At 58.3% G+C, this 21,758-nt stretch carries 23 protein-coding genes and 1 tRNA gene; 8 read left to right on the forward strand and 16 right to left on the reverse strand.

The window, feature by feature from the left end:
- Together WLY71_RS11445 and WLY71_RS11450 are read right to left on the reverse strand one after the other, a co-directional pair.
- Positions 1-1,122 (reverse strand): phosphoethanolamine transferase (locus WLY71_RS11445; protein ID WP_347803628.1); only part of this gene is annotated, 1,122 nt, incomplete at its 3' end.
- 179 nt (positions 1,123-1,301) lie between these two features.
- Positions 1,302-2,684 carry a glutamine synthetase family protein gene (locus WLY71_RS11450; RefSeq protein WP_347803629.1) on the reverse strand — a complete coding sequence of 461 codons (1,383 nt, stop codon included), beginning with the start codon at positions 2,682-2,684 and terminating at the stop codon, positions 1,302-1,304.
- 405 nt (positions 2,685-3,089) lie between these two features.
- Between WLY71_RS11450 and WLY71_RS11455 the strand changes: the two genes are divergently transcribed.
- The 3 genes from WLY71_RS11455 (at position 3,090) to WLY71_RS11465 (ending at position 6,276) form a co-directional block, all read left to right on the forward strand.
- On the forward strand, positions 3,090-4,274 hold the full coding sequence (locus WLY71_RS11455; RefSeq protein WP_347803630.1) for a cyanate transporter: 1,185 nt from the start codon (positions 3,090-3,092) through the stop codon (positions 4,272-4,274).
- Positions 4,275-4,290: 16 nt separating this feature from the next.
- Complete coding sequence (locus tag WLY71_RS11460; protein ID WP_347803631.1) at positions 4,291-5,208, forward strand: DMT family transporter; 918 nt, start codon at positions 4,291-4,293, stop codon at positions 5,206-5,208.
- Positions 5,209-5,340: 132 nt separating this feature from the next.
- Positions 5,341-6,276 carry a LysR family transcriptional regulator gene (locus WLY71_RS11465; RefSeq protein ID WP_347803632.1) on the forward strand — a complete coding sequence of 312 codons (936 nt, stop codon included), beginning with the start codon at positions 5,341-5,343 and terminating at the stop codon, positions 6,274-6,276.
- A gap of 3 nt (positions 6,277-6,279) precedes the next feature.
- Here the strand turns inward: WLY71_RS11465 and WLY71_RS11470 are convergent, their stop codons facing one another.
- Both WLY71_RS11470 and WLY71_RS11475 read right to left on the reverse strand, forming a co-directional pair.
- Positions 6,280-6,645, reverse strand: a complete 366-nt coding sequence (locus WLY71_RS11470; protein ID WP_347803633.1) for a 5-carboxymethyl-2-hydroxymuconate Delta-isomerase — start codon at positions 6,643-6,645, stop codon at positions 6,280-6,282.
- A 55-nt stretch (positions 6,646-6,700) separates the two neighbouring features.
- Positions 6,701-7,627 carry a LysR substrate-binding domain-containing protein gene (locus WLY71_RS11475; protein ID WP_347803634.1) on the reverse strand — a complete coding sequence of 309 codons (927 nt, stop codon included), beginning with the start codon at positions 7,625-7,627 and terminating at the stop codon, positions 6,701-6,703.
- A 233-nt stretch (positions 7,628-7,860) separates the two neighbouring features.
- Between WLY71_RS11475 and WLY71_RS11480 the strand changes: the two genes are divergently transcribed.
- Positions 7,861-8,067, forward strand: coding sequence for a hypothetical protein (locus tag WLY71_RS11480; RefSeq protein WP_347803635.1), 207 nt, complete (start codon positions 7,861-7,863; stop codon positions 8,065-8,067).
- Positions 8,068-8,125: 58 nt separating this feature from the next.
- Here the strand turns inward: WLY71_RS11480 and WLY71_RS11485 are convergent, their stop codons facing one another.
- Together WLY71_RS11485 and WLY71_RS11490 are read right to left on the reverse strand one after the other, a co-directional pair.
- Positions 8,126-8,317, reverse strand: a complete 192-nt coding sequence (locus WLY71_RS11485) for a YegP family protein (RefSeq protein ID WP_008074435.1) — start codon at positions 8,315-8,317, stop codon at positions 8,126-8,128.
- A 266-nt stretch (positions 8,318-8,583) separates the two neighbouring features.
- Positions 8,584-8,910: a hypothetical protein gene (locus tag WLY71_RS11490; RefSeq protein ID WP_347803636.1), complete on the reverse strand. Its 327-nt coding sequence runs from the start codon at positions 8,908-8,910 to the stop codon at positions 8,584-8,586.
- Positions 8,911-9,158: 248 nt separating this feature from the next.
- On the opposite strand from WLY71_RS11490, the gene WLY71_RS11495 reads away from it, so the two are divergent.
- Complete coding sequence (locus tag WLY71_RS11495) at positions 9,159-10,406, forward strand: MFS transporter (protein WP_425589920.1); 1,248 nt, start codon at positions 9,159-9,161, stop codon at positions 10,404-10,406.
- A gap of 146 nt (positions 10,407-10,552) precedes the next feature.
- Here the strand turns inward: WLY71_RS11495 and WLY71_RS11500 are convergent.
- From WLY71_RS11500 to dapA, 5 genes are all read right to left on the reverse strand, one after another.
- Positions 10,553-10,642 (reverse strand) — tRNA-Ser (locus WLY71_RS11500).
- Positions 10,643-10,725: 83 nt separating this feature from the next.
- The gene (gene purC, locus WLY71_RS11505) at positions 10,726-11,439 is read right to left on the reverse strand and encodes a phosphoribosylaminoimidazolesuccinocarboxamide synthase (protein ID WP_008034929.1); all 714 of its coding nucleotides are present in this window, start codon (positions 11,437-11,439) and stop codon (positions 10,726-10,728) included.
- Positions 11,440-11,467: 28 nt separating this feature from the next.
- Positions 11,468-12,226, reverse strand: a complete 759-nt coding sequence (locus tag WLY71_RS11510) for an MBL fold metallo-hydrolase (RefSeq protein ID WP_282377197.1) — start codon at positions 12,224-12,226, stop codon at positions 11,468-11,470.
- 4 nt (positions 12,227-12,230) lie between these two features.
- Positions 12,231-13,346 carry an NlpB/DapX family lipoprotein gene (gene bamC / locus WLY71_RS11515; RefSeq protein WP_347803637.1) on the reverse strand — a complete coding sequence of 372 codons (1,116 nt, stop codon included), beginning with the start codon at positions 13,344-13,346 and terminating at the stop codon, positions 12,231-12,233.
- Positions 13,347-13,363: 17 nt separating this feature from the next.
- On the reverse strand, positions 13,364-14,242 hold the full coding sequence (dapA, locus tag WLY71_RS11520; protein ID WP_131060374.1) for a 4-hydroxy-tetrahydrodipicolinate synthase: 879 nt from the start codon (positions 14,240-14,242) through the stop codon (positions 13,364-13,366).
- Positions 14,243-14,571: 329 nt separating this feature from the next.
- Between dapA and WLY71_RS11525 the strand changes: the two genes are divergently transcribed.
- Entirely contained in the window at positions 14,572-15,132 is a 561-nt protein-coding gene (locus WLY71_RS11525; RefSeq protein ID WP_046055714.1) for a glycine cleavage system transcriptional repressor, read from the forward strand.
- A gap of 10 nt (positions 15,133-15,142) precedes the next feature.
- Complete coding sequence (locus tag WLY71_RS11530; protein ID WP_347803638.1) at positions 15,143-15,616, forward strand: peroxiredoxin; 474 nt, start codon at positions 15,143-15,145, stop codon at positions 15,614-15,616.
- A 38-nt stretch (positions 15,617-15,654) separates the two neighbouring features.
- Here the strand turns inward: WLY71_RS11530 and WLY71_RS11535 are convergent, their stop codons facing one another.
- The gene (locus WLY71_RS11535) at positions 15,655-16,725 is read right to left on the reverse strand and encodes an AI-2E family transporter (RefSeq protein WP_347803639.1); all 1,071 of its coding nucleotides are present in this window, start codon (positions 16,723-16,725) and stop codon (positions 15,655-15,657) included.
- 31 nt (positions 16,726-16,756) lie between these two features.
- The gene (locus WLY71_RS11540; RefSeq protein ID WP_007930235.1) at positions 16,757-16,996 is read right to left on the reverse strand and encodes a sulfurtransferase TusA family protein; all 240 of its coding nucleotides are present in this window, start codon (positions 16,994-16,996) and stop codon (positions 16,757-16,759) included.
- A 98-nt stretch (positions 16,997-17,094) separates the two neighbouring features.
- On the opposite strand from WLY71_RS11540, the gene WLY71_RS11545 reads away from it, so the two are divergent.
- Positions 17,095-18,528, forward strand: a complete 1,434-nt coding sequence (locus tag WLY71_RS11545; RefSeq protein ID WP_347803640.1) for a M48 family metalloprotease — start codon at positions 17,095-17,097, stop codon at positions 18,526-18,528.
- Positions 18,529-18,595: 67 nt separating this feature from the next.
- Here WLY71_RS11545 and WLY71_RS11550 read toward each other — a convergent pair whose 3' ends face one another.
- From WLY71_RS11550 to WLY71_RS11560, 3 genes are all read right to left on the reverse strand, one after another.
- Complete coding sequence (locus WLY71_RS11550) at positions 18,596-20,023, reverse strand: DegQ family serine endoprotease (RefSeq protein WP_347803641.1); 1,428 nt, start codon at positions 20,021-20,023, stop codon at positions 18,596-18,598.
- A 181-nt stretch (positions 20,024-20,204) separates the two neighbouring features.
- Positions 20,205-21,161 carry a MucB/RseB C-terminal domain-containing protein gene (locus WLY71_RS11555; RefSeq protein ID WP_347803642.1) on the reverse strand — a complete coding sequence of 319 codons (957 nt, stop codon included), beginning with the start codon at positions 21,159-21,161 and terminating at the stop codon, positions 20,205-20,207.
- Between the two features lie 8 nt (positions 21,162-21,169).
- Positions 21,170-21,757, reverse strand: coding sequence for a sigma-E factor negative regulatory protein (locus WLY71_RS11560; RefSeq protein WP_033054066.1), 588 nt, complete (start codon positions 21,755-21,757; stop codon positions 21,170-21,172).
- Position 21,758: the final 1 nt, after the last annotated feature.

The raw sequence follows: 21,758 nt of genomic DNA on the forward strand, positions 1-21,758 counted from the left end.
CACCAGTACCGTGTCTTTATCCAGGGTATCGATGAAGTGCTGCAAACCCTGCAGCAGGATTTCATCGCGGCATTCGCTATTGGCGCACAGTACCGGGTCTTTCAGGTTACTGACGTCGTCGAGGGTGACCCGATCGCAAGTGCCTTTGCAGCCCGATTGGTTATCGCGCCAGATCACGTCGAGCCCCGCGCGCTTGAGCACATCCAGCAGGCCTTCCTGGTTTTTTGCCTTGCTGGCGTTATAGTTCTTGCGGCCCATGTCGGAGAACATGCACGGCACCGACACCGCTGTTTCCGTCCCGCAGGAATGCACGTCGGTGAACGCGATCAGGCCAGCCTCTTTATCCAGTTTGGGGGTGGTGTCGCGGTTATACCCCAGGATGCCGAAGTTCTCGGCCCGGGCACTTTCGCCCACCACCAGCACGGTCAGGGATTTGCGGCCATGGGTTTGCCAGGCGGGATTTCGCTGGGCATCTTCACCCAGCGTGACGAAGGGTTGCCGCGCAGACGCGACCTGCTCACGCAGATAGCCGGCCGAGGCGCCAATGTAGTTGCTCGGCACCACCATCAGGCGCAATTCATGGTGATTGCGAAACAATGAAGACAAGCCTTGATAGTTAACCAGTGCAACGCCTCCGATCACGGCAACCGACGCGACACTCACGAGAACTTTACTTAATAGCTCACGGTGCCAGCGACGGTAACTAACCGGAATCCTCCACAACAACAACGACGGCAAGACACCCAGCAGAAGGATATAAACAAGCAACTTCAACGACAGCAAGTCACGCACTTCCGTCGCATTCGTTTGCGCAAAGTTACGCAACATGCCGGTGTCAATCAGCACGCCATATTGACTCATGAAGTACGCCACGCCGGCACTGACCATGAAGATCAGGATCAAGACCGGTTTGAGCACAGGCCGGAACGCCAGCAGGGTCAGCACAATATTGAAGGCGGCCAGGATCATCATCCCGAATGCCACGCGCATGACGATGCCCTTACCGTCAGATGCCGTGATTTCAAACAGGTGTTGCCAGAGAACAAGATTGAAGCCCGTTAAGAGAAAGGCGCTGGCAATCAGTGTCACCCACTCGGGGCGCACGGCTTTAATCTTCAACATGATGATCGGCTGTTCCTGAAAAGAAGTGCCTTCGGTAAATGTGAAAATTTCATTTACCGCGACAGCACTAACTTTAGGCAGCCAATCATCAATTTTTTGTGAAAAAGAAGCCAACGATTAGTTGGCTCATGGCACTAGGCCAAAACTTTTAACTTATTTGAGAATGGTTCAGGTTCTGTTCAGGCTTGATTCAAATACCAACGCCAGTCCTGCTCGCCCACTTCGCCCATGAACTGTCGATACTCGGCACGTTTAACCGCCAGGTACACGCCGAGGAACTCACCGCCGAACGATTCCCGTGCCCAGCTTGAACCTTCCAGCGCTCGCAACGTGGTCAGCCAGTCAGTCGGCAACAGTTCCGTGGCCTGGGCGTACCCATTGCCCTCCACCGGCGCGCCAGGATCGAGTTGTTCACGTATACCGCGATGGATCCCGGCCAGAATCGCCGCGGCCGCCAGATATGGGTTGGCGTCGGCACCACAGATGCGGTGTTCGATATGCCGGGAAAACGCCGGCCCGCCGGGCACGCGCAAACTCACGGTGCGATTGTCCACGCCCCACGTGGGTGCCAGCGGCGCATAGCTGTTGGTCTGAAAGCGACGGTAAGAGTTAGCGTTCGGACAAAACAGCAGCAATGAATCGAGCAACGTACTGAGCATCCCGCCGACCGCCTGTTTGAGCAACGGCGTACCTTCCGGGGCTTCGCTGGCGAACAGGTTGTTGCCCTCCTTGTCCGCCAGGCTGACGTGCATGTGCATGCCAGTGCCCGCCAGGTCATCGAACGGTTTGGCCATGAAGCAGGCCGTCATCCCGTGCTTGTGCGCCACGCCCTTGACCAGTCGTTTGTAGCGCACCGCTTCGTCCATCGCCTGCAACGCGTCGGTGCGGTGTTCGAGGGTGATTTCCACTTGCCCCGGCGCGTATTCGGAAATCGCCGTGCGCGCCGGAATGCCCTGGAGTTTGCAGGCGCTATAGAGATCGGCCAGAAACGGCTCGATCTGTTCCAGTTCACGCAACCCGTAGACCTGAGTCCCTCGCGGCCGCCCGCCATCGACATCCCGCGCCGGTTGCGGCCGACCATTGCTGTCGCGCTGCTGATCCAGCAGGTAGAACTCCAGCTCCGCCGCCATCACCGGGTAATAACCGTCGGCCTGCAAACCTTCGATGACTTTCGCCAGCAGATGCCGTGGATCGGCAATCGTCGCGGGCATGCCCTCCTTCGGGTGCATGCTGACCTGCACCGCCGCCGTAGGCATCAGCCGCCACGGCATGCGCGTCAAACTGCCGCTGATCGGGTACGCCCGGCAGTCGATATCCCCAACGTCCCAGACCAGGCCGGAGTTTTCCACGTCATCGCCGTTGATGGTCAGGCCAAGAATGGTGCTCGGCAATGGCCGCCCGCTTTCGTACACCGCCAGCAGTTCATCGCGATGCAACAACTTGCCCCGCGGTACACCGTTGTTATCGAGGATGAACAACTCGAACATCTCGATATCCGGGTTCTGTTCCAGAAAGGTCAGGGCTTCTTGCTTGGAGGCGAAAGATGTCGTGGCAACACTCATGGGAATTCTCTTATTTCCGCGTCAGGCAAACGCACAGGCGCCGCCGTTTTGATCCCGACGCATAGCGCGGGACCTGTAAGAACAATCAACGGGAAATGCGGGAATCCGGTGGGCGCGCGTGACGGCAGTGCCACAGCGCCCAAAAGGCTAATTCGGAGGGAAGTGCGACGGGACAACCGTCCATAGAAAAAACCAAAGGAAACAGATGAGCCGCAGCGTCACACGGGTAGATAAGTCGTTAAATCAGGATTTGAAGAACCTTGGTTGCGGGTTGGCTAAACATTCACACTGGGTCTCGCGTCGCAGCAGAACTATTTAATTTCTAAATACTGCTCCAGACTTTCTGATTTGCGGCCCGCAGGCCTCGCGCGCCTAATCGGCTCCTTGTCATTCAAGGTCCGATAGATGGAAAACGTTCGCGCAACCTCCCGCCCCGCCCTCTGGCTAATGTTCAGCATCATTCTTGTCGCCCTGAACCTGCGGCCTTCCATGGCCGCCGTTGGTCCTTTGCTGTCGGCGATTCGCGGCGACATTGCACTGAGTTTCAGCCTGGCCTCGCTGTTGACCATGCTGCCAGTGATGGCAATGGGGCTGGCGATGTTCTTTGGGCTGGGCGTCAGCCAACGAATCGGCGAACAACGCACCGTGGTGCTCTCGCTGCTGATCATCGGCGTGGCCACGGTGTCGCGGTTATTCCTCGATTCGGCGGCCGAACTGATCCTCAGCGCCGTGCTGGCGGGTATCGGTATCGCGCTGATCCAGGCATTGATGCCGGCGCTGATCAAATCTCGCTTTAGCGATAACGTTTCCGTGTGCATGGGGCTCTACGTCACGTCGATCATGGGTGGCGCAGCGATTGCGGCGTCGTTTGCGCCGCTGGTGATGATCCGCACTGGCAGCTGGCGCGTAGGCCTGGCGATCTGGGCGGCGCTGGCGCTGGTAGCGTTGCTGTTTTGGTGCGTGCAACGTGAAAGGATCTCGGCGCAGCCTACCCAGGCGCAGCGCAATGGCTCCTTCTTCGGCAATTCCCGCGCCTGGCTGCTCGCAATCTTCTTCGGCCTGGGCACGGCGTCCTACACCTGTGTGCTGGCCTGGCTGGCGCCGTACTACGTGGAAAAGGGTTGGAGCGAACAAAACGCCGGGTTGCTGCTGGGTTTCCTGACCGCCATGGAAGTGTTGTCCGGCCTGCTGACACCGGCCATCGCCAACCGCAGCCGTGACCGGCGCGTGGTGCTGGTGGTGTTGCTGGCGCTGACCATGGCCGGTTTCTGCGGGCTTATTCTCAGCCCGCAGTACCTGAGTCTGTTGTGGCCCTGTCTATTGGGGCTCGGCATCGGCGGACTGTTCCCGATGAGTCTCATCGTGTCCCTGGATCATCTGGACACTCCCCAGCGTGCCGGCGGCCTGACCGCGTTCGTGCAAGGCATCGGCTACCTGATCGCCGGTCTCTCGCCGCTGATTGCCGGGATGATCCGCGATCAGCTCGGCAGCTTCGAATGGGCCTGGTGGTCACTGACCGGCGTTATGGCACTGATGATTCTGATGGTCTTGCGCTTCGATCCGCGGCATTACGCCCAACACATTCACTGACCCAGGAACCCACATCATGAAACACACCGGTTTCGCCGCCGCTCACGTCGGCATGCTGCTCTGGGCACTGTTGATCGCTGCATCGTTTTCTGCGGCAGCACAGGTCAGCCAGGCCATCGACCCGATCCTGCTGACCGGTTTGCGCCTGCTGTTCTGCGCCCTGGTGTTTTTGCCGCTGCTGCTGATCAAGGGCGATACCGCCATGACCGCCCGCGGACTGTTCGGCCATGCAGTGCTCGGCTTACTGCTGGCAGTGTATTTCGGCTCGCTGTTCGAGGCACTGCGCTACACCTCGGCCGTCAATACCGGAACGATGTTCACCTTGGTGCCACTGCTGACATTGCTGTTCGAAGCCGTTTTGATGCCCGACAGCAACCTGAAACAGCGGGTGCTGCCGATGCTGATTGCCGCTGCCGGGGCCGTGTTGCTGGTTTTGAAAGGCGCAGGCCCTGGTGAGCTGCCTTCGCTGTATGCAGTGTCGGTGTATGGCATCGGTTGCCTGGCGATGGCGCTCTACTCGCCCCTGAGTCAACGGCTCAAGGCCAGCAGCCTAAAGGGGCGCGGCCCGGTGGGCATGACTTTCTGGAACATGCTGTTCGGCGCGCTGTTTCTGCTGGCATTCTGTGGGTTCAGCGGCGGCTGGCGATCGGCGTCATTGCTGACCGTGAGCGATTTCTGGTGGCTGATTTACCTGGCGGTGTTCGCCACGCTGGCGACCTTCTGGCTGCTGCATCGGGCCATCGGCGTTATCGCCCCTTCCTCGGTCATTTCCTACATTTACCTGAGCACGCTGTTCCTCACATTGTTTCACTGGTTCTGGTTACGTCAGTCGCCACTGCCGCTGGAAATCATCGGCGCGCTGCTGGTGGGAGTCGGTATGTGGGCACTGCTGATGTCCAGCCGCCGCGGGGTACCTGCAGCCGTTCAGGGCTGAAGTCCTCTGGAACTGCCCCACAACTTTCCATGAAAACTCCTACAAGGCATTCTCCTGGCACCATCGTTCCGTTAGGATCGCTCGCACAAGTTTGCGCACAGTCAGCGCAAGGAGCACAGCGAGACGAAACGGATGTTGAACAGTAACTTGCTTAGAAAGCTCGATATGCAGGACCTCATGGTATTTATCGCCGTGTATGAGCAAAGCAGCGTCAGCGGTGTATCCGAGGCGCTCTGCGTCAGCCAGTCCACCGTGAGTTACTGCCTGAAAAAGCTGCGCACCAGTTTCGAAGACGAACTGTTCATCAATACCCGCGCGGGCATGCGCCCTACCTACAAAGCCAGCACCATGTACGCCCACGTGCTGAAGATCCTGGAAAGCATCAACCTGTGTCACGCCGGTGCGCCAGCATTCGACCCCACCCTGCAACCAGTCACCTTCAATATCTGTGCACCGGAATACTTCGAGCAGTTGATCCTGCCACGTCTATTGAAAAGCTTCGATTTCGCTGACCTGCCGGTGATGGTCAACATGCACAAGTTCGAAACCGACATTCCGGCCGAAGAACTGCGCGACGGCAGCCTCGACCTGGTGATTTGCTTCGGCCCGAACTTTCATCGCAGTCACGGCGACTTCAAATCCCGGATGCTGCTGGAGGACGACCTGGTCTGTGTCTTCGATAAACGTGCCACACCGCCGGAGCCGCGTTTAAGCCTGCAAGCCTTTGTTGAACGCCGGCACGTGTTCCCGACACCCTGGACATCCACCACCAACATGGTCGACGGCTGGCTGGCGCAGCAGGCGCAAAAACGGCAGATCGTCGCGCGTTCCAACAGCTACAGCGCGGCACTGAAGATGATCACCGGCACCGACTTCATCCTGACTCTGCCTCGGCGTATCCAGCAATTGCTGGCCAACGAGGCGATCTTCAATCATTGCGAAGCGCCCAACGGCTTGCCGGGTTTCAGCCTCGACATGCAGTGGAGCCAGAATGTCGATCAGGACAGCGCCAACACCTGGTTGCGTGAGCAAGTGGTCAAGGCCTGCGCCGAGCAGAAAATGGCCTGAAACTCAGTGGCTGATGGCGACCTTGGTGTAGGACTCTCGATCAATGTCGAGGATTTCCACGGCCAGCTGGACTTCAATATCCGCTGGCCATTCACACAGATCCTGCACCACGGCCAGCAAACTTTCGGATAGCTGCTTCTTGATCTGCGGTGAGCGACCGCTCAACAGTGCCAGTTTCACATGCACGAAGGCCCGTTCACCTAACGCCGTGCCAACCTTGAACGTCTCAACCTTCACCGCTCGGCTCTTGATGTCGTATTCGGCAGCAAACTGACCGGAAGCCACCAACGCATTGTTGAGCCGGATCAACGCCACGTCGGCATTGAGCTCGGGCAGGTTGGCGGTGTATTCCATGTGCAGGTGAGGCATGACTGAGCTCCTGAAAGTGGGCAGAAAAGGTCGTACATATAACACAGCACTGTCCTCACTCGGGCAGCGGTAACTCCGCGCGTTCACTCATGAACGCCTCCAGCCTTGACCTCAACCAGCGCTCGGCGGGGTCGGAATCGACATGACTGAGCCAGACCATGGACAGATCCAGGGTCGGCGTCTTGAACGGGAACGGCTCCTTGAACAGCTGGCCGGACGCGGCCATCGCTTCGGCGGCGTAATCCGGCAGACTGGCGATCAGATCAGTCCCGGCGAGCAAGGCCGGCAACGAGCTGTATTGCGGCACGGAAAGGACGACGTGGCGCGTACGACCAATCTCCGCCAGCCACTCATCGGCGTAACCGCTGACGTTGGCGGTGTGGGAAACCAGCACGTGCGGTCGCGCGCAATACTCATCGAGCGTCAGCGGTGTGTCCGATGCGTCGGCGCGCAAAATGTTGGCCAGGATGTGTCGCAATAACTTGCGCTTGGCGTTGGCCGGCAGCCCGCGAGTCTGGCTGATACCAACGGTGATATCGCCGGACGCCAGCAAATCCGGAATCCGCCAGTAATCGACATGCTGCACCACGAACACCACCTTCGGGGCTTCCTGGCGCAAGGCTCGCAGCAACGGCGGCAGCAGGCCAAACTCGACATCGTCCGACAGCCCGATACGAAAGGTCATGGTGCTGCTGGCGGGGTCGAAATCATGGGTCAGGCTCAACGCCACCGACAACGAATCCAGCGCCGGCGACAGGTGCAGAATGATCTCCTCGGCCCGCGCCGTTGGCTCCATACGATGCCCGACACGTATGAACAGCGGGTCGTTGAACATCGTGCGCAAGCGATTGAGCGCCGAACTGATGGTCGGCTGGCCGAGAAACAATTTCTCCGCCACCCGGGTGACGTTGCGTTCGAGCATCAACGTTTCAAACACCACCATCAGGTTGATGTCGGCCTTGCGTAGTTCGTTACGATTCATCCACTGACCCCGCTCCCAAAACTGATGACCGTCTAGGTAGGTGTCGCAATCGGCGTCTAGGCGACTCAAGCACATTACGTTTAACGCAAATGCAGACACCTGACCAATCCTACATCCCGTTCCTGATTTCGTTGTTCGTATGGCGGGACTCGCTTGCGCCTCTAAGCTCAGCAACGTTTGGGGCAAAACGGCCCAGGCCATCGAAAACCAATTGAACTCAAAGGAGCCGACCAATGGCTAGAGATAAAGCAAAAGACGACAAACACTTCAACTGCACCCAGGACCATGAAGCCGACTACGTCGCCGGCCTTTACCCTCACGCCAAAGAAGAGGTTAAAACGTTCCTCAGGTCGGCCTGCAAGGATAAATCCCTGCACAACTCCACCCACAAGGATGTCTACGACCTGATCAAACGGAAACTGGGCCATTCACAACCATAAGGAAAGCCACCCGATTAAAACGAAGCTGCTCTGACTGAGCAGCTTCACCACCTGAAGCCTAGATTTCCTTGACCGGCGTCTGATCGTGGGTCCCTTTGATCAAACTGATGGCATGCACACAATCAGACTTGTTGACGTAAGCCTCCCCGCTGGCAATCGTTTCATGGTTTCCCGCCCTCAAACGCCACCGCCATTGACCTTTGCCGGTCTGTGCGATGCCACGGGTTTGCCTGTAAATCTCAAAATACATTGCTCGCTCCTTGCGATTGCTGATGACGGCAGATCAGTGACCTGCGAAACGAGAGTAGATGAGGATTTTTTGCAGCAGGGTCTTTCAGTGTCAGGGGATGTTTCGCAGATACAGCCTTGATTGGCGGGACGACCAACAGATTCGGGGGGCGGTAAATTGGGTGACTGCGCTGAGTAACTTTTCCCTAGAAGAGGCATATTTTTCTTACGCTGCGATGCTGTCTGGTCCGACGCAAAAACTCTGATTCGAGCCGCCTTACAGACTGTTCACTGTTTTTTCTGCTGAGTTGAATCGTCAGCTAACAGGGCCAAAGGCTGTTCTTCCATCAACACGGCATCTTCCTCAAGTTCTGTTTGAGGTTGAGCCGGGTCAGGATGGGGCAGTAAACCCCGCACAACCCTTTCAATCAGTGAAAGGATTCCATAGGTGATGAAGCCGAAGATCAGTCCAGCAACCAAAATGCTCAAAGGGTGAATTTGCACTGCATCGGGGCTTTCCAACATGTAGCTAAACGCCTGAACAGCAACGGTCAGGCATGCCGCAAATGCTGCCATCAGCTTCACAAACACCCAAATTCGTCGCCATCTGTTCATGCATTCCCCCGTCATCCGGTGATTTGCTCTGTATTGCATGATAGCTAATGACCAGGGTTACACCGGAAGCCAGAAAAAGCTGATGTGGGATCGCTGGCAGAAGGCGACTCTTTTCAGCAGATTGCGCAATCTGTTTGATCGAAATCACTCATCGATACAGCGTATCTTGGCGGCGGTAGCGGCAACGCGGCTGCAGGGGTGCGAGGCGCTATTAGCTGCCTATGCCAAACAGGCTTTCGAGGCTCATGATGAAAACCACTGACAAGTCAGGTGACACTTCGATTACTGCGCCAATCAAGAAGGCGTCAACCGGCAACGTCTGGCGCAGCATGCCTGGCGGCATCTGGGCGCTGGGCTTCGTCTCCATGCTGATGGACATCTCCTCAGAGATGATCCATGCATTGTTGCCGCTCTATATGGTCACCGTACTGGGTACCTCCGTTCTGGCCGTGGGTCTCATCGAAGGCATAGCCGAGGCTACGGCCTCGATCACCAAGGTATTCTCCGGGGCACTCAGTGATCGATTGGGCAAACGCAAACTGCTCGCAGCGCTGGGCTACGGGCTGGGGGCGCTGTCCAAACCGATCTTTCCTTTGGCGGGCTCGCTGGACTGGCTGACCGGGGCTCGCTTTATCGACCGCATTGGCAAAGGGATTCGCGGCGCCCCGCGCGATGCGTTGGTGGCCGACATCACGCCGCCCGCGATACGGGGGGCAGCTTTCGGCCTGCGGCAAACTCTGGATACCGTTGGTGCATTCCTGGGACCGTTGCTGGCGATCGGATTGATGTGGCTGACCGCGAACCACTTCCAGACGGTGTTCTGGGTGGCCGTCATCCCGGCCTTCCTTGCCGTCGCGGTGCTGCTGGTGTTCGTTCATGAGCCCAAACAAGTGGAAGGGACGCGCCGGGTGCGTGCGCCTTTGAGCCGACGGGAATTGGCTCGACTGGGCGCTGGCTACTGGTGGGTGGTGGGTGTCGCTGCGGTGTTCTCCCTGGCGCGTTTCAGCGAAGCCTTTCTGATTCTGCGCGGTCAGGCCGTCGGGTTGGCGCCGATGTGGGCGCCAGCGGTGCTTGTCCTGATGGGGGTGGCGTACTCACTGTCAGCCTATCCCGCCGGGGCCTTGTCTGATCGTGTCAGCCGCGTGGCGGTACTCGGCGCAGGTCTGATATTGCTGATTGCTGCCGACCTGACTCTGGCGTTCGCGCCGGGTATCGATGGCCTGGTCGTCGGCGTCGTTCTATGGGGGCTGCACATGGGGTTTACCCAAGGGATATTCGCCGCCCTGATCGCCGATTACGCGCCGGCTGAACTGCGCGGGACGGCATTTGGCATGTTCAATCTGTTGACTGGGTTGACCTTGCTGCTGGCCAGCGTCATCGCTGGGGCGTTGTGGGACACGGTAGGCTTCCAAGGCACTTTCTTGATGGGTGGGGGTTTTGCTGTTCTGACTTTGCTGGGATTGTGGGTGATCCGGGCGAGAGCTCAGGTTCGATAGCAAAGAGCGCTACCGCCTGTGTTTCGCGAGAAAGTCGTACCGTTCGCCGGGAAAACAGGCGGCCAATTTGCCCTGAAACGAAACGCCAGAAACGAAAAAGCCCCTGAAATCTTTAACAATTTCAGGGGCTTAGTCTTATTCAATAATGGCGGAGAGATAGGGATTCGAACCCTAGGTACCGGTGAAGGTACAACGGATTTCGAATCCGTCCCATTCGGCCACTCTGGCATCTCTCCAACGGCGCGCATCATAACAACACTTTTGCCGGAAGCGAACCCCCTAAGCGAAATTTTTCCGTGCTATCAGATGCTTGCGTCGATTAAAGCGGTACGCCCAGACGATTGGCGACTTCTTCGTAGGCTTCGATGACGTCACCGAGGCCCTGACGGAAGCGGTCCTTGTCCATTTTCTTGCCGGTGGCCTTGTCCCACAGACGGCAGCCGTCCGGGCTGAATTCGTCGCCCAGGACGATGGAGCCGTCGGAGAACACGCCGAATTCCAGTTTGAAGTCGACCAGCAGCAGACCGGCGTCGTCGAACAGTTTGCTCAGTACTTCGTTGACCTTGAGCGACAGTTCTTTCATGCGAACCAGTTGCTCGGCAGTGCCCCAACCGAAAGCCACGACGTGGGATTCGTTGATGAACGGGTCACCCTTGGCGTCGTCCTTCAGGAACAGTTCGAAGGTGTAAGGGTTGAGCTTCATGCCCTCTTCAACGCCCAGGCGCTTGACCAGGCTGCCGGCGGCGTAGTTACGCACGACGCACTCGACCGGGATCATGTCGAGCTTTTTCACCAGGCATTCATTGTCGCCCAGCAGTTTGTCGAATTGGGTCGGCACGCCGGCTGCTTCGAGTTTCTGCATGATGAAGGCGTTGAACTTGTTGTTCACCATGCCTTTGCGGTCGAGCTGCTCGATGCGCTTGCCGTCGAACGCCGAAGTGTCGTTGCGAAACAGCAGGATCAAGCGGTCAGCGTCGTCGGTCTTGAAAACCGATTTGGCTTTGCCGCGGTAGAGTTCTTCACGTTTTTCCATGATGGGCTCCGCTTGCTAAGTAGGTGGGCTAGGCGATGTGTCGCCAGTCGAGCCCTGAATCTTGATCGGCCAGTTGCAGCCAGTCCGGGTCGCACCCGAGGGTGTCGACAAAACATTGCCGGGCCAGCTGCGGCAGGTTGTTCTTGCTGCTCAGATGGGCCAGGACCAGGTGTTGCAGGCCTTGCCAGCCCAACTCGGACACCAGGAATGCCGCCTGATGGTTGTTCAAATGCCCCAGTTCACCGCCTACCCGTTGCTTGAGAAAGTACGGGTAGTGACCGCGAGCCAGCATGTCACGGCAATGATTGGACTCGATCATCAACGCATCGAGATCTCGATAGCCGTCCAGCACCTTGTTGCAATACGAGCCCAGGTCGGTCAACAGGCCGAAACGCCGCTCACCGTCACTGAAGACGTATTGCGTCGGCTCCTGTGCATCATGAGCCACGGCAATGACGCCGATGCTCAGTGCGCCGATCTGCAGTTGCTCGCCGCCGGCCAGAAGGCCAGCCGGTTCAATTGGTTTGCGCATCCCGCGCAGGGTGCCGCGACTGAGGTAGACAGGCAGATTGTAGCGCCGAGACAGTAAACCCACGCCATGCACGTGGTCGGCATGTTCGTGGGTCACGAGTATCGCGCTCAGCTGCGCAGGGCTCACACCCAGGCGCAGCAGGCGTTTTTCGGTTTCCCGCAGGGAGAAACCACAATCCACCAGCACATACGTGTCAGCGCTGGCTATCAGCGTGCCGTTCCCTTGGCTACCGCTGCCGAGAACGGCAAAACGCATGTGATCAGCCCAGGTTGTCCTGAATCACGCTCAACACTTTGCGCGCCACGTCTGCTGGCGCCACGGTGTTGATGTTTTTCTCGACGGTGACCTGGACGTTGTCGCCAACCTTGCTCAGGCGAACCTGATAACGCTCGGCACGGGCTTCAACTTCTTCCTTGTCCGGCTTGCTGCCGAACAGACCACTGAAGAAACCTGGCTTCTCGTCCTTCTTCTCGGCTTTTTCGGCCAGGTTGATGTAGTACAGACCCAGGCTGCGGTTGATGTCTTCAACGCGCCATTCGCCCTGTTCCAACGCACGACCGACGCTCGACCAGGCACGATCCAGGTCGGTGCCGACGTTCAGGACCGGGTTACCGCTGCCGTCTTCGCTCAGGCTGATACGACTTGGTGTATCGGAGTCACGCGAAGCCAGCATGGAGACCGAACCGCCCTTCTCCGAGGTGCGGCTCATGCTCGCGAGCATGTCGTCGACCAGTGCCGCGTCCAGGCCAGTGTTGACCGAACGGGTGGTGAAGGCCACGTCGGAGGTGCTACCGGCAGGGCGCTCGGCGCTGACCACGTAGACTTCACTGGTGTTGCGCTGCACGCCTGGCTCGATGCGGACCCGCACGCGGGTTTCGCTGTCAGCGCCGACACCGGCTGCGCTCAGACGCTTGGCCATCGCGGCGGACAGTTCGTCGGAATGCTGCCAGGTGGTGGTGAATTCACCGGTTTGCGGACGCTGTTCGTCCAGACGGAAACCGTTATCCTGGAAGAACTGCACTGCCACTGGCCAGACTTCGGCCGGCGGGTTCTGAGCGACGATCCAACGCGAATCACCGGTCTTTTGCAGGGAGTAGGCGCTGGCGTCGGCCCCTGCCGACAACGGCTGCGGGCGAGGAACGATGTACTCGCCCTTGACGGTGTCATCGGCCACGTTGCGCGGGATCGGCAACAGCGGATCCAGACGTTTGGCGGTGCTGACATCCGACGGCAATTGCATGGGTGCAGTCTGTTGCGCTTCCAGGTAATCGCTACCGCGGTCACGGAAATAACCTTCCGGGCCCCAGACCCATCCGCAGCCACTGGTGCTGGAGATGATCAAGGCAAGTGCGGAAAGTCCGGCCAATCGCTTCATGCGTAGTACTTCCTCAATTAAACCAGGACGCCGGACTGGCGCATGGCCTGCCGCAGCGGTTCGTGACAGGCAGCACTGAGCCAGGTGAGCGGCAGACGGATACCGTCCGGCATCAAGCCCATTTCATGCAGTGCCCATTTCACGGGGATAGGGTTGGATTCGATAAACAGGGTTTTATTGAGCGGCATCAGCTTTTCGTGAATCGCGCGGGCCGTCACGGCGTCGCCTTTCAGAGCAGCGTTGCACAGGTCGCTCATGTCGCGCGGGGCGACGTTGGCGGTGACCGAGATGTTGCCTTTGCCGCCGAGCAGGATCAGTTCGACTGCGGTGGCGTCGTCACCGGACAGCACCACGAAGTCTTTGCTGACGCCGTCGATGATGGCTTTGGCACGGGTCAGGTCGCCGGTGGCTTCCTTGATCCCGATGATATTTTTCACGGTCGACAGTCGGATCACGGTTTCGGTCAGCATGTCGCAGGCCGTACGGCCCGGCACGTTGTAAAGGATCTGCGGGATGTCGACGGCTTCGGCGATGGCCTTGAAGTGCTGGTACAAGCCTTCCTGGGTCGGCTTGTTGTAGTACGGCGTGACCAGCAGGCAAGCATCGGCGCCGGCGGTCTTCGCATTGGTGGTCAGTTCGATGGCTTCGCGCGTCGAGTTGGCGCCGGTACCGGCGATCACCGGAATGCGCCCTGCAACCTGCTTCACCACGTAACGAATCACTTCGATGTGCTCGTTCACGTCAAGGGTGGCCGATTCACCTGTGGTGCCGACCGCCACGATGGCGTGGGTGCCGTTTTGCAGGTGAAAGTCCACCAGTTTGCTCAGGCTGTCCCAGTCGAGACGACCTTGTGCATCCATGGGTGTGACCAGTGCCACCATACTGCCCGCAATCATGCAACCGCTCCTGCCGGAAAAAGAGAGCGGTAATGGTACTGGCGCCAAGATGCTTGTACAAGCGAAGTACTGCGCTGCTGCCATTCCCCTTGGCGCTGCTTTTCGCTACCCTTCAGACTTTGATCGGTACTGATAAGCTCGTACGCCGGGTTCCAGCCTCCATTTTCGGCATCACAAGCCCCGATCCAGCGTTGCCACCCCTCGCTCTTGCCACTCTGGAGCACGTTGCAACCTTGCGGCTCGGGTTTTTTGAATTCGCATCCGCAGGCTCGCTCCCGGTAAAAAAAGCCCGTAGAAGTATCGACCGCTCATCGCTTTAGGAATGCTGCATGTCCACCCCCACAGTTCGCGAACAATTCCTTGTCATCAGTGCCCTCGGCGCCAACCCCATGGAGCTGACTAACGTCCTGTGCCGCGCCAGCCATGAAAACCGCTGCGCCGTGGTCACCTCTCGCCTGACGCGTCATGGCGAGTGCAGCGCGTTGATCCTCGAGATCTCCGGCAGCTGGGATGCCCTTGCGCGCCTCGAAGGCAGCCTGTCGAGCCTCGCCAAGAAGCACGCCTTTACAGTCAATGTGGTGCGCAGCGCGGCGCTGGAGAATCGTCCTCAAGCCCTGCCATACGTCGCTTATGTCAGCTCGGCTTACCGCTCGGACATCATTAACGAGCTGTGTCAGTTCTTCATGGACCACAACGTCGAACTGGAAAACCTGACCTGCGACACCTATCAGGCCCCGCAAACCGGCGGCACCATGCTCAATGCCACGTTTACCGTGACCTTGCCGGCCGGTGTGCAGATCAGCTGGCTGCGCGATCAGTTCCTGGATTTCGCCGACGCGCTGAACCTGGATGCCCTGATCGAACCGTGGCGCCCACAAAACCCAATGTAAGGAAGCTTTCATGGCCGTTGCCATCGACCAACCGGTTGCCGACTTCGAAGCACCCGCCACCAGCGGGCAGACCGTCAACCTCGCGAGCCTCAAAGGCAAGCAGGTGGTGATTTACTTCTATCCGAAGGACAGCACACCGGGTTGCACCACCCAGGGTCAGGGCTTTCGTGATCAGCTTGATGCTTTTAAAGCCGCCGACACTGAAGTCTTCGGCGTGTCCCGCGACAGCCTCAAATCCCACGAAAACTTCAAGGCCAAGCAGGCGTTCACTTTCGAGCTGATCAGCGACAAGGAAGAAGCGCTCTGCCAGCAGTTCGACGTGATCAAGCTGAAAAAGCTCTATGGCAAAGAATATATGGGCGTTGATCGCAGCACGTTCCTGATCGACAAGGACGGTGTGCTGCGTCAGGAATGGCGCGGCGTGAAGGTGCCGGGCCATGTGGATGCGGTATTGGCTGCGGCTCAGGCGCTGAACAAGGCCTGATCGTTGACGTCTGTGGGAGCCAAGCTCCCACAGACGCTTCACAACAGCGGCGCCACCACCGGCTCTTTGCGCGGCCATGCGTCCAGTACGGCCTTGAACAGGGTTGCTAGCGGAATCGCAAAGAACACGCCCCAAAACCCCCACAGCCCGCCAAACAACAACACCGCGCAGATGATCGCCACCGGATGCAGATTGACCGCTTCCGAGAACAGCAGCGGCACCAACACGTTGCCATCCAGCGTCTGGATGATCCCGTAGACCGCCATCAAATAGATGAACTGATCGCTCCAGCCCCACTGGAACAGCGCAATCAGCATGACCGGCACGGTCACCACCACTGCGCCGACGTAAGGCACCACCACCGACACACCCACCAGCAATGCCAGCAGCGCCGCGTAGTTGAGGCCCAGAACAACGAAACCGATGTAGGTCACACCACCGCAAATGAAAATCTCGATGACCTTGCCGCGAATGTAGTTGGCGATCTGCCGGTTCATCTCGTGAGCGACGCGGGTGATCAGCGCCCGCTCACGGGGCAGGTAACCACGCACCCAGTGACCAATCATCTTCCGGTCCTTGAGAAAGAAAAACACCAGGATCGGCACCAGCACCAGGTAGATCATGATGTTCACCAGCAGCGGCAGACTCGACAGCGAAAACGTCAGCGCCCACTGACCGAACTTGCCAATCTCGCCCCGCGCCACTTCGATGGCCTGCAGCACCTGCTCGTCGGATACCAGATGCGGGTAGCGCTCGGGCAGCAGCAATAACAGCGACTGCCATTTGGCGAGCATGCCGGGTAACTCGTTGAACAGCGTAATCAACTGATGCCAGAGCAACGGCACCACAACCACGATGAACACCAGCAATAGCCCCATGAACAAGGCGAAGACCAGCCCCACCGCCACCCCGCCCGGCATGCGCAGGCGTTCGAGAGTGACGACCAACCCTTGCATCAGATACGCCAGCACCATCCCGGCCAGCACCGGTGCGAGCATGCCGCCCAGGGTGAGTACGGCGGTAAATGCCAGAAACAGCAGGACCGCCAGGACAACGGCCTCTTCATCGGAGAAGTAGCGCTGAATCCAGTCGCGTAACACTTTGAACATCAATAATCCTTAGAAATGAACGCAGCAGGTTTCAGGCTTTTTTTAACCAATAGCGGTAAACGCCCGCTTCATCTTCTTCACGAAGCAGCGTATGACCGGCCAATCGGGCAAAGGTGCGAAAATCGCGTTGTGAGCCCGCATCGGTAGCGATCACCTTGAGCACCGCGCCGCTGGCCAGTCGATTGAGTTCCATCTTGGCCTTGAGCAACGGCAAGGGGCAATTCAGGCCGCTGGCGTCGAGTTCGGCGTCATGGGCTACAGCGTCGGTCATTGCATCACTCCGGGGGCAGGTGGTCGAGCGGCTAGAATATCTGGTCCCAAGCGTAGTGTCCGGCTACAGTAAGGTCTTTGTCGACTAAGGCTTTGTGCATGACTTTTTTGCGCCCTACCCTGCTGACGCTCGCTTGCCTGCTCGCCTCACCGGGCTTCGCCGACGACCTGCCGTCACTCGGCGACGCCAGTTCTGCCATCGTCTCGCCGCAACAGGAACATCAGTTGGGCCGTGCCTGGCTGGCGCTGTTGCGCAGCCAGGTTTCGCAGCTCAACGATCCACAGCTCAAGGACTACGTCGAATCCAGCGTCTACAGGCTGGTAGAGACCAGCCAGGTCAATGACCGGCGCCTGGAATTCATCCTGATCAACAGCCCGCAACTCAACGCCTTCGCCGCACCGGGCGGCATTGTCGGGGTCAACGGCGGTTTGTTCCTCAATGCCCAGACCGAAGGCGAATACGCCTCCGTACTCGCTCACGAATTGGCTCACTTGTCGCAGCGCCACTTCGCCCGTGGCGTCGAAGCTCAACAGCGCATGCAGGTGCCGATGATGGCCGCGCTGCTGGCCGGGATCGTGATTGCCGCAGCTGGCGCCGGCGATGCCGGGATCGCGGCCATTGCGGGCACGCAGGCGGCGGCCATTCAGGAACAGCGGCGTTTCTCTCGCCAGAACGAGCAGGAAGCTGACCGCATTGGCATCCTCAATCTGGAAAAGGCCGGTTACGATCCGCGCTCGATGCCGACCATGTTCGAGCGATTGGCGCGCCAATACCGCTTTGACGCCAAGCCACCGGAATTTCTGCTGACTCACCCGGTGACCGAGTCGCGGATCGCTGACACGCGCAACCGCGCCGAACAGGCAAAATCCGGCGGCATCGAAGACACGATGCGTTATCAGCTGATTCGTGCACGGGTCCAGTTGATCTACGAAGAAACCCCAGGCCTGGGCGCCAAACGCTTTCGCGCCCAGCTTGATGAAAACCCGAAAAATGATGTCGCTCGCTATGGACTGGCCATCGCCCAGATCAAGGGCGGCCAGCTGAATGAAGCACGGGAAAACCTCAAGCTGCTTCTGGCCAAGTCGCCGAACGAGATCATCTACAACCTGGCGCAGGTCGATCTGGACATCACCAACAATCGTCTGCCGGACGCCCAGTCCCGGGTTGACCGGATGTTGACGCAGTATCCCGGCAACTATCCGCTGAATTCGGTGCGTGTTGACCTGCTGCTCAAGCAGAACCGTGCGCCCGACGCGGAAAAAGCACTGGAGAATCTGCTCAAGAGCCGTCCTGACGATCCGGACGTCTGGTACATGGTGGCCGAGACTCGCGGCCTGTCAGGCAACATTATCGGCCTGCATCAGGCCCGCGCCGAGTATTTCGCCCTGGTCGGGGATTACCGTCAGGCCATTCAGCAACTGGACTTCGCCAAGCGTAAGGCAGGCACCAACTTCCCGCTGTCATCGCGAATCGACGCACGGCAACGTGAGCTGATGGAACAGGAGCGCATGATCAAGGACATGATGGGCTGACTCTTTTCAGCAGACACAAAAAAACCGCCTCTTTCGAGGCGGTTTTTTTATTCAGCCAACAACCGGTTTATTCAGCCAGTTTGAAGGTGATGAAGCTGGCGCGACCTTGACGCAGAACCCGCATCGACACCGAGCGGTTCTTCGGCAGCGCCTTGGCGATATCCGTGAACTCATTGGTGGAACCGATTGCCTGATTATTCAGGTGAGTGATCACATCGCCTGGCTGCAGGCCAATCAGAGAAGCAGGACCGTCCTGCACTTCCTTGATCACGACGCCGCCTTTGAGGTCGTAGGTTTTCTTCTGTTCATCCGTCAGCTCGACCACGGAAACACCCAGCCGGTTGCTGCTGCGCTCGGTGCTGGATTTCGGCAGCGCATCCAGCTCTTTGCCTTCTTCCGGGATAGCGCCGACAGTCAACTCGACATTCTTGCGCTTACCTTCACGAATCACTTCCAGATCAGCTTTCGAGCCAGCCTTTAGCGCGCCCACCAGGTGCGGCAGATCGGCGGACATGACGATCGGTTGGCCGTTCATGCTCAGGATCACGTCCCCTACTTGCAGGCCACCCTTGGCAGCCGGGCCGTCATCCTGGATCTGAGCCACCAGCGCGCCGGCTGGTTTATCCAGACCGAACGACTCGGCCAGGTCCTTGTTTACTTCCTGAATCACCACACCCAACCAGCCACGGCTGACTTTGCCACCGCTTTTGAGCTGATTGGAAACGTCCATCGCGACATCGATAGGGATCGCGAACGACACGCCCATGAAGCCGCCGGAACGGGTGTAGATCTGCGAGTTGATGCCAACCACTTCACCGGCCAGGTTGAACAGCGGACCACCGGAGTTACCCGGATTGATCGGCACGTCGGTCTGGATGAACGGCACATAGTTTTCGTTCGGCAGGCTGCGACCAATGGCGCTGACGATACCTTGGGTCACGGTATGGTCGAAACCGAATGGCGAGCCAATCGCCACGACCCACTGGCCGGCTTTCAGATCCTGGGATTTGCCAAGTTTCAGGACCGGCAGATCCTTGCCTTCGATTTTCAACAGCGCTACGTCGGAACGTGGATCGGTGCCAACCAGCTTGGCTTTCAACTCGCTGCGATCAGCGAGGCGGACGAGAATTTCGTCGGCATCGGCAATCACATGGTTGTTGGTCAGGATGTAGCCATCAGACGAGATGATGAAACCCGAACCCAGGGATTGGGCTTCACGCTGACGATCACCGCGAGGCGTACGCGGCTGTGGCATGCCACGCTCGAAGAACTCGCGCAGCATCGGCGGCAAGCCTTCAAGGTCAGGCATCTGCTCGCTCGAGACTTTGCGGTCCGGCAGTTTCTGCGTGGTACTGATGTTCACCACCGCAGGCGAAGCCTGCTCGACCAGCTGCGTGAAGTCTGGCAATTCGACCGCTTGAGCGGTGACCGCCTGACCGAGAACCAGCACGGTGGCAAAAATGGAGAGATAAGATTTCAAGCGTGGTATCGACATACGGCTCCCGTTACGACGAGCATGGTTAAGCGATATGGAGCAAGGAACACCGGGAACGATACGCCGGTATTTTTGTTCCGGGAACAACAAACAAGGCCAGAGCCGAGAGGCTCTGACCTATAGAAAAAATCGGGGATATTTGCAAGTTGAAATGCTCACCAAACATTTCGATTTCAGCTCACTACTTGGTTGCAGTGGCGTCGCTGCGCATGGATAGCGCAATCCGTTCAGCGGTGCCAATCGGAATCTCACCGACCACGGTCACCATCATCTCGCCTTGCGGGGTAGTCAAGCGTCGGGAAACTGCAACGGTCGGCCCCAACTGGGTGCGAGTGTCAGTAATTGTTGCGCCATTCAACGGTTCAAGGAAAACCGAGAAACGGGCCAGACCATCGTCATACATCAGACTGTTGACTTGGGTTTTGGTCTCTGGATCCTTGCGGGAGGTACTGCTGGTCAGCTCGAAACCAGGCGGTAACCAGTCCGAACGCCATACTTGCGCTGCCTTGATTGCAGAAGCCTTGTCACTGTCGAGGGCAACAGTTTTGCAATCGGCGCCAGGCTGCAAGTCGCTGTCGGACGGAACATCGGCGGTATCCAGTTGCGTGAACTGGAATCGCTCCAGCAACTGCCCTCGTTCATTCAGAAGCAATGATTTGAGAGGCAGGCCGGTTTCTTTATCCAGATGCAATTCAAAACCGTAGCGGTGTTGATCGCGAGGTGTCAGTGAAACGATTACTGCCGCACGCCCAGCCACACGCGACTTGCCAATGACGGCAAGGTCGTACCAATTCTTTAGCTTTTGTGGATCGAGTGCACGAGCAGCGGAGCTGGAGGAATCTCCAAGCCCTGCTATCAGAATGCCGCTGACGCATTGAGTACGCCCATCAATGCGCACGACTTCCTGTGCCGAGCCGTCGAGCTGGAGTAAACGCTCGCGGACCTTGCCATCCTGGACGCGGTGCCAGATCTTGTGGGTAGAGAAACTACCGTTACGCTCGTAGACGAATGTACCGTGAAAGCTTTGCTGTTGCTCGGCTTGGCCCAGACGGATCAACCAGTCCTGGGCTTCATCGGCATGGGCTGGAACAACAAACCAGCCACAGAGCAGAAGCGTAAGTAGAGGGATGGCGCGCATGATCCTCCTTAACGGTTTTCCAGACTTGCTGCACGAGCGTAAGGCAGAGCGCTCTCAGTACCTTTCAGTGCAGCCTGTTGAGCATGTTGGCGCAAGTAGCCTGGCAGACGCTGATCGTGCCAGCCTGGCTGACCTTGCAATACGCCGTTGGCCATAGGGCCAGTGGCTTCCGAACTCTCATTGTAGCCTGCTAATACAGCTGGACCCTTGACCTGAGGAACGGCCAGACCTGGCTGACTGGATTGTTGAGCCAGTTCGACCCCAGCGATCTCGTCCTGGTTATACAGACGAACACCGGCCAGTACGGCGAGGGTTACCGAAGCAGCGACCGCCAGACGACCCAGGCTGCGCCATGGACCACGGGAGGCTTTTGCAGGTACAGCTTCGTCAGCCAGCGCAGCAGAGACTGCCGCAGCGATATCCAGACGTGGAAGCAGCAAATCCTTGTGCATAACTGCCCGAGCGATCTGATAACGAGCCCAGGTATCACGGGTTTCAACATCGTCAAAGGCATTCAATACCCGACGCAATTCCAATTCGTCCGCTTCGTTATCCATCACTGCGGACAGCGATTCCTGCAGGGCTTCACGACTCATG

This window comes from Pseudomonas rossensis, assembly GCF_039888995.1.
Taxonomy (GTDB): domain Bacteria; phylum Pseudomonadota; class Gammaproteobacteria; order Pseudomonadales; family Pseudomonadaceae; genus Aquipseudomonas; species Aquipseudomonas rossensis.

Excerpts from the sequence above, each read along its gene's own strand:
- WLY71_RS11450 (WP_347803629.1), bottom strand. The coding sequence starts at position 2,684 with ATGAGTGTTGCCACGACATCTTTCGCCTCCAAGCAAGAAGCCCTGACC.
- WLY71_RS11530 (WP_347803638.1), top strand. The coding sequence starts at position 15,143 with ATGGCCGTTGCCATCGACCAACCGGTTGCCGACTTCGAAGCACCCGCC.
- WLY71_RS11490 (WP_347803636.1), bottom strand. The coding sequence starts at position 8,910 with ATGAACAGATGGCGACGAATTTGGGTGTTTGTGAAGCTGATGGCAGCA.
- WLY71_RS11480 (WP_347803635.1), top strand. The coding sequence starts at position 7,861 with ATGGCTAGAGATAAAGCAAAAGACGACAAACACTTCAACTGCACCCAG.
- WLY71_RS11465 (WP_347803632.1), top strand. The coding sequence starts at position 5,341 with ATGTTGAACAGTAACTTGCTTAGAAAGCTCGATATGCAGGACCTCATG.
- WLY71_RS11545 (WP_347803640.1), top strand. The coding sequence starts at position 17,095 with ATGACTTTTTTGCGCCCTACCCTGCTGACGCTCGCTTGCCTGCTCGCC.
- WLY71_RS11460 (WP_347803631.1), top strand. The coding sequence starts at position 4,291 with ATGAAACACACCGGTTTCGCCGCCGCTCACGTCGGCATGCTGCTCTGG.
- dapA (WP_131060374.1), bottom strand. The coding sequence starts at position 14,242 with ATGATTGCGGGCAGTATGGTGGCACTGGTCACACCCATGGATGCACAA.
- WLY71_RS11470 (WP_347803633.1), bottom strand. The coding sequence starts at position 6,645 with ATGCCTCACCTGCACATGGAATACACCGCCAACCTGCCCGAGCTCAAT.
- WLY71_RS11550 (WP_347803641.1), bottom strand. The coding sequence starts at position 20,023 with ATGTCGATACCACGCTTGAAATCTTATCTCTCCATTTTTGCCACCGTG.
- WLY71_RS11510 (WP_282377197.1), bottom strand. The coding sequence starts at position 12,226 with ATGCGTTTTGCCGTTCTCGGCAGCGGTAGCCAAGGGAACGGCACGCTG.
- WLY71_RS11475 (WP_347803634.1), bottom strand. The coding sequence starts at position 7,627 with ATGAATCGTAACGAACTACGCAAGGCCGACATCAACCTGATGGTGGTG.
- WLY71_RS11525 (WP_046055714.1), top strand. The coding sequence starts at position 14,572 with ATGTCCACCCCCACAGTTCGCGAACAATTCCTTGTCATCAGTGCCCTC.
- WLY71_RS11485 (WP_008074435.1), bottom strand. The coding sequence starts at position 8,317 with ATGTATTTTGAGATTTACAGGCAAACCCGTGGCATCGCACAGACCGGC.
- purC (WP_008034929.1), bottom strand. The coding sequence starts at position 11,439 with ATGGAAAAACGTGAAGAACTCTACCGCGGCAAAGCCAAATCGGTTTTC.
- WLY71_RS11495 (WP_425589920.1), top strand. The coding sequence starts at position 9,159 with ATGAAAACCACTGACAAGTCAGGTGACACTTCGATTACTGCGCCAATC.
- WLY71_RS11540 (WP_007930235.1), bottom strand. The coding sequence starts at position 16,996 with ATGACCGACGCTGTAGCCCATGACGCCGAACTCGACGCCAGCGGCCTG.
- WLY71_RS11455 (WP_347803630.1), top strand. The coding sequence starts at position 3,090 with ATGGAAAACGTTCGCGCAACCTCCCGCCCCGCCCTCTGGCTAATGTTC.
- WLY71_RS11535 (WP_347803639.1), bottom strand. The coding sequence starts at position 16,725 with ATGTTCAAAGTGTTACGCGACTGGATTCAGCGCTACTTCTCCGATGAA.
- WLY71_RS11560 (WP_033054066.1), bottom strand. The coding sequence starts at position 21,757 with ATGAGTCGTGAAGCCCTGCAGGAATCGCTGTCCGCAGTGATGGATAAC.
- WLY71_RS11555 (WP_347803642.1), bottom strand. The coding sequence starts at position 21,161 with ATGCGCGCCATCCCTCTACTTACGCTTCTGCTCTGTGGCTGGTTTGTT.
- bamC (WP_347803637.1), bottom strand. The coding sequence starts at position 13,346 with ATGAAGCGATTGGCCGGACTTTCCGCACTTGCCTTGATCATCTCCAGC.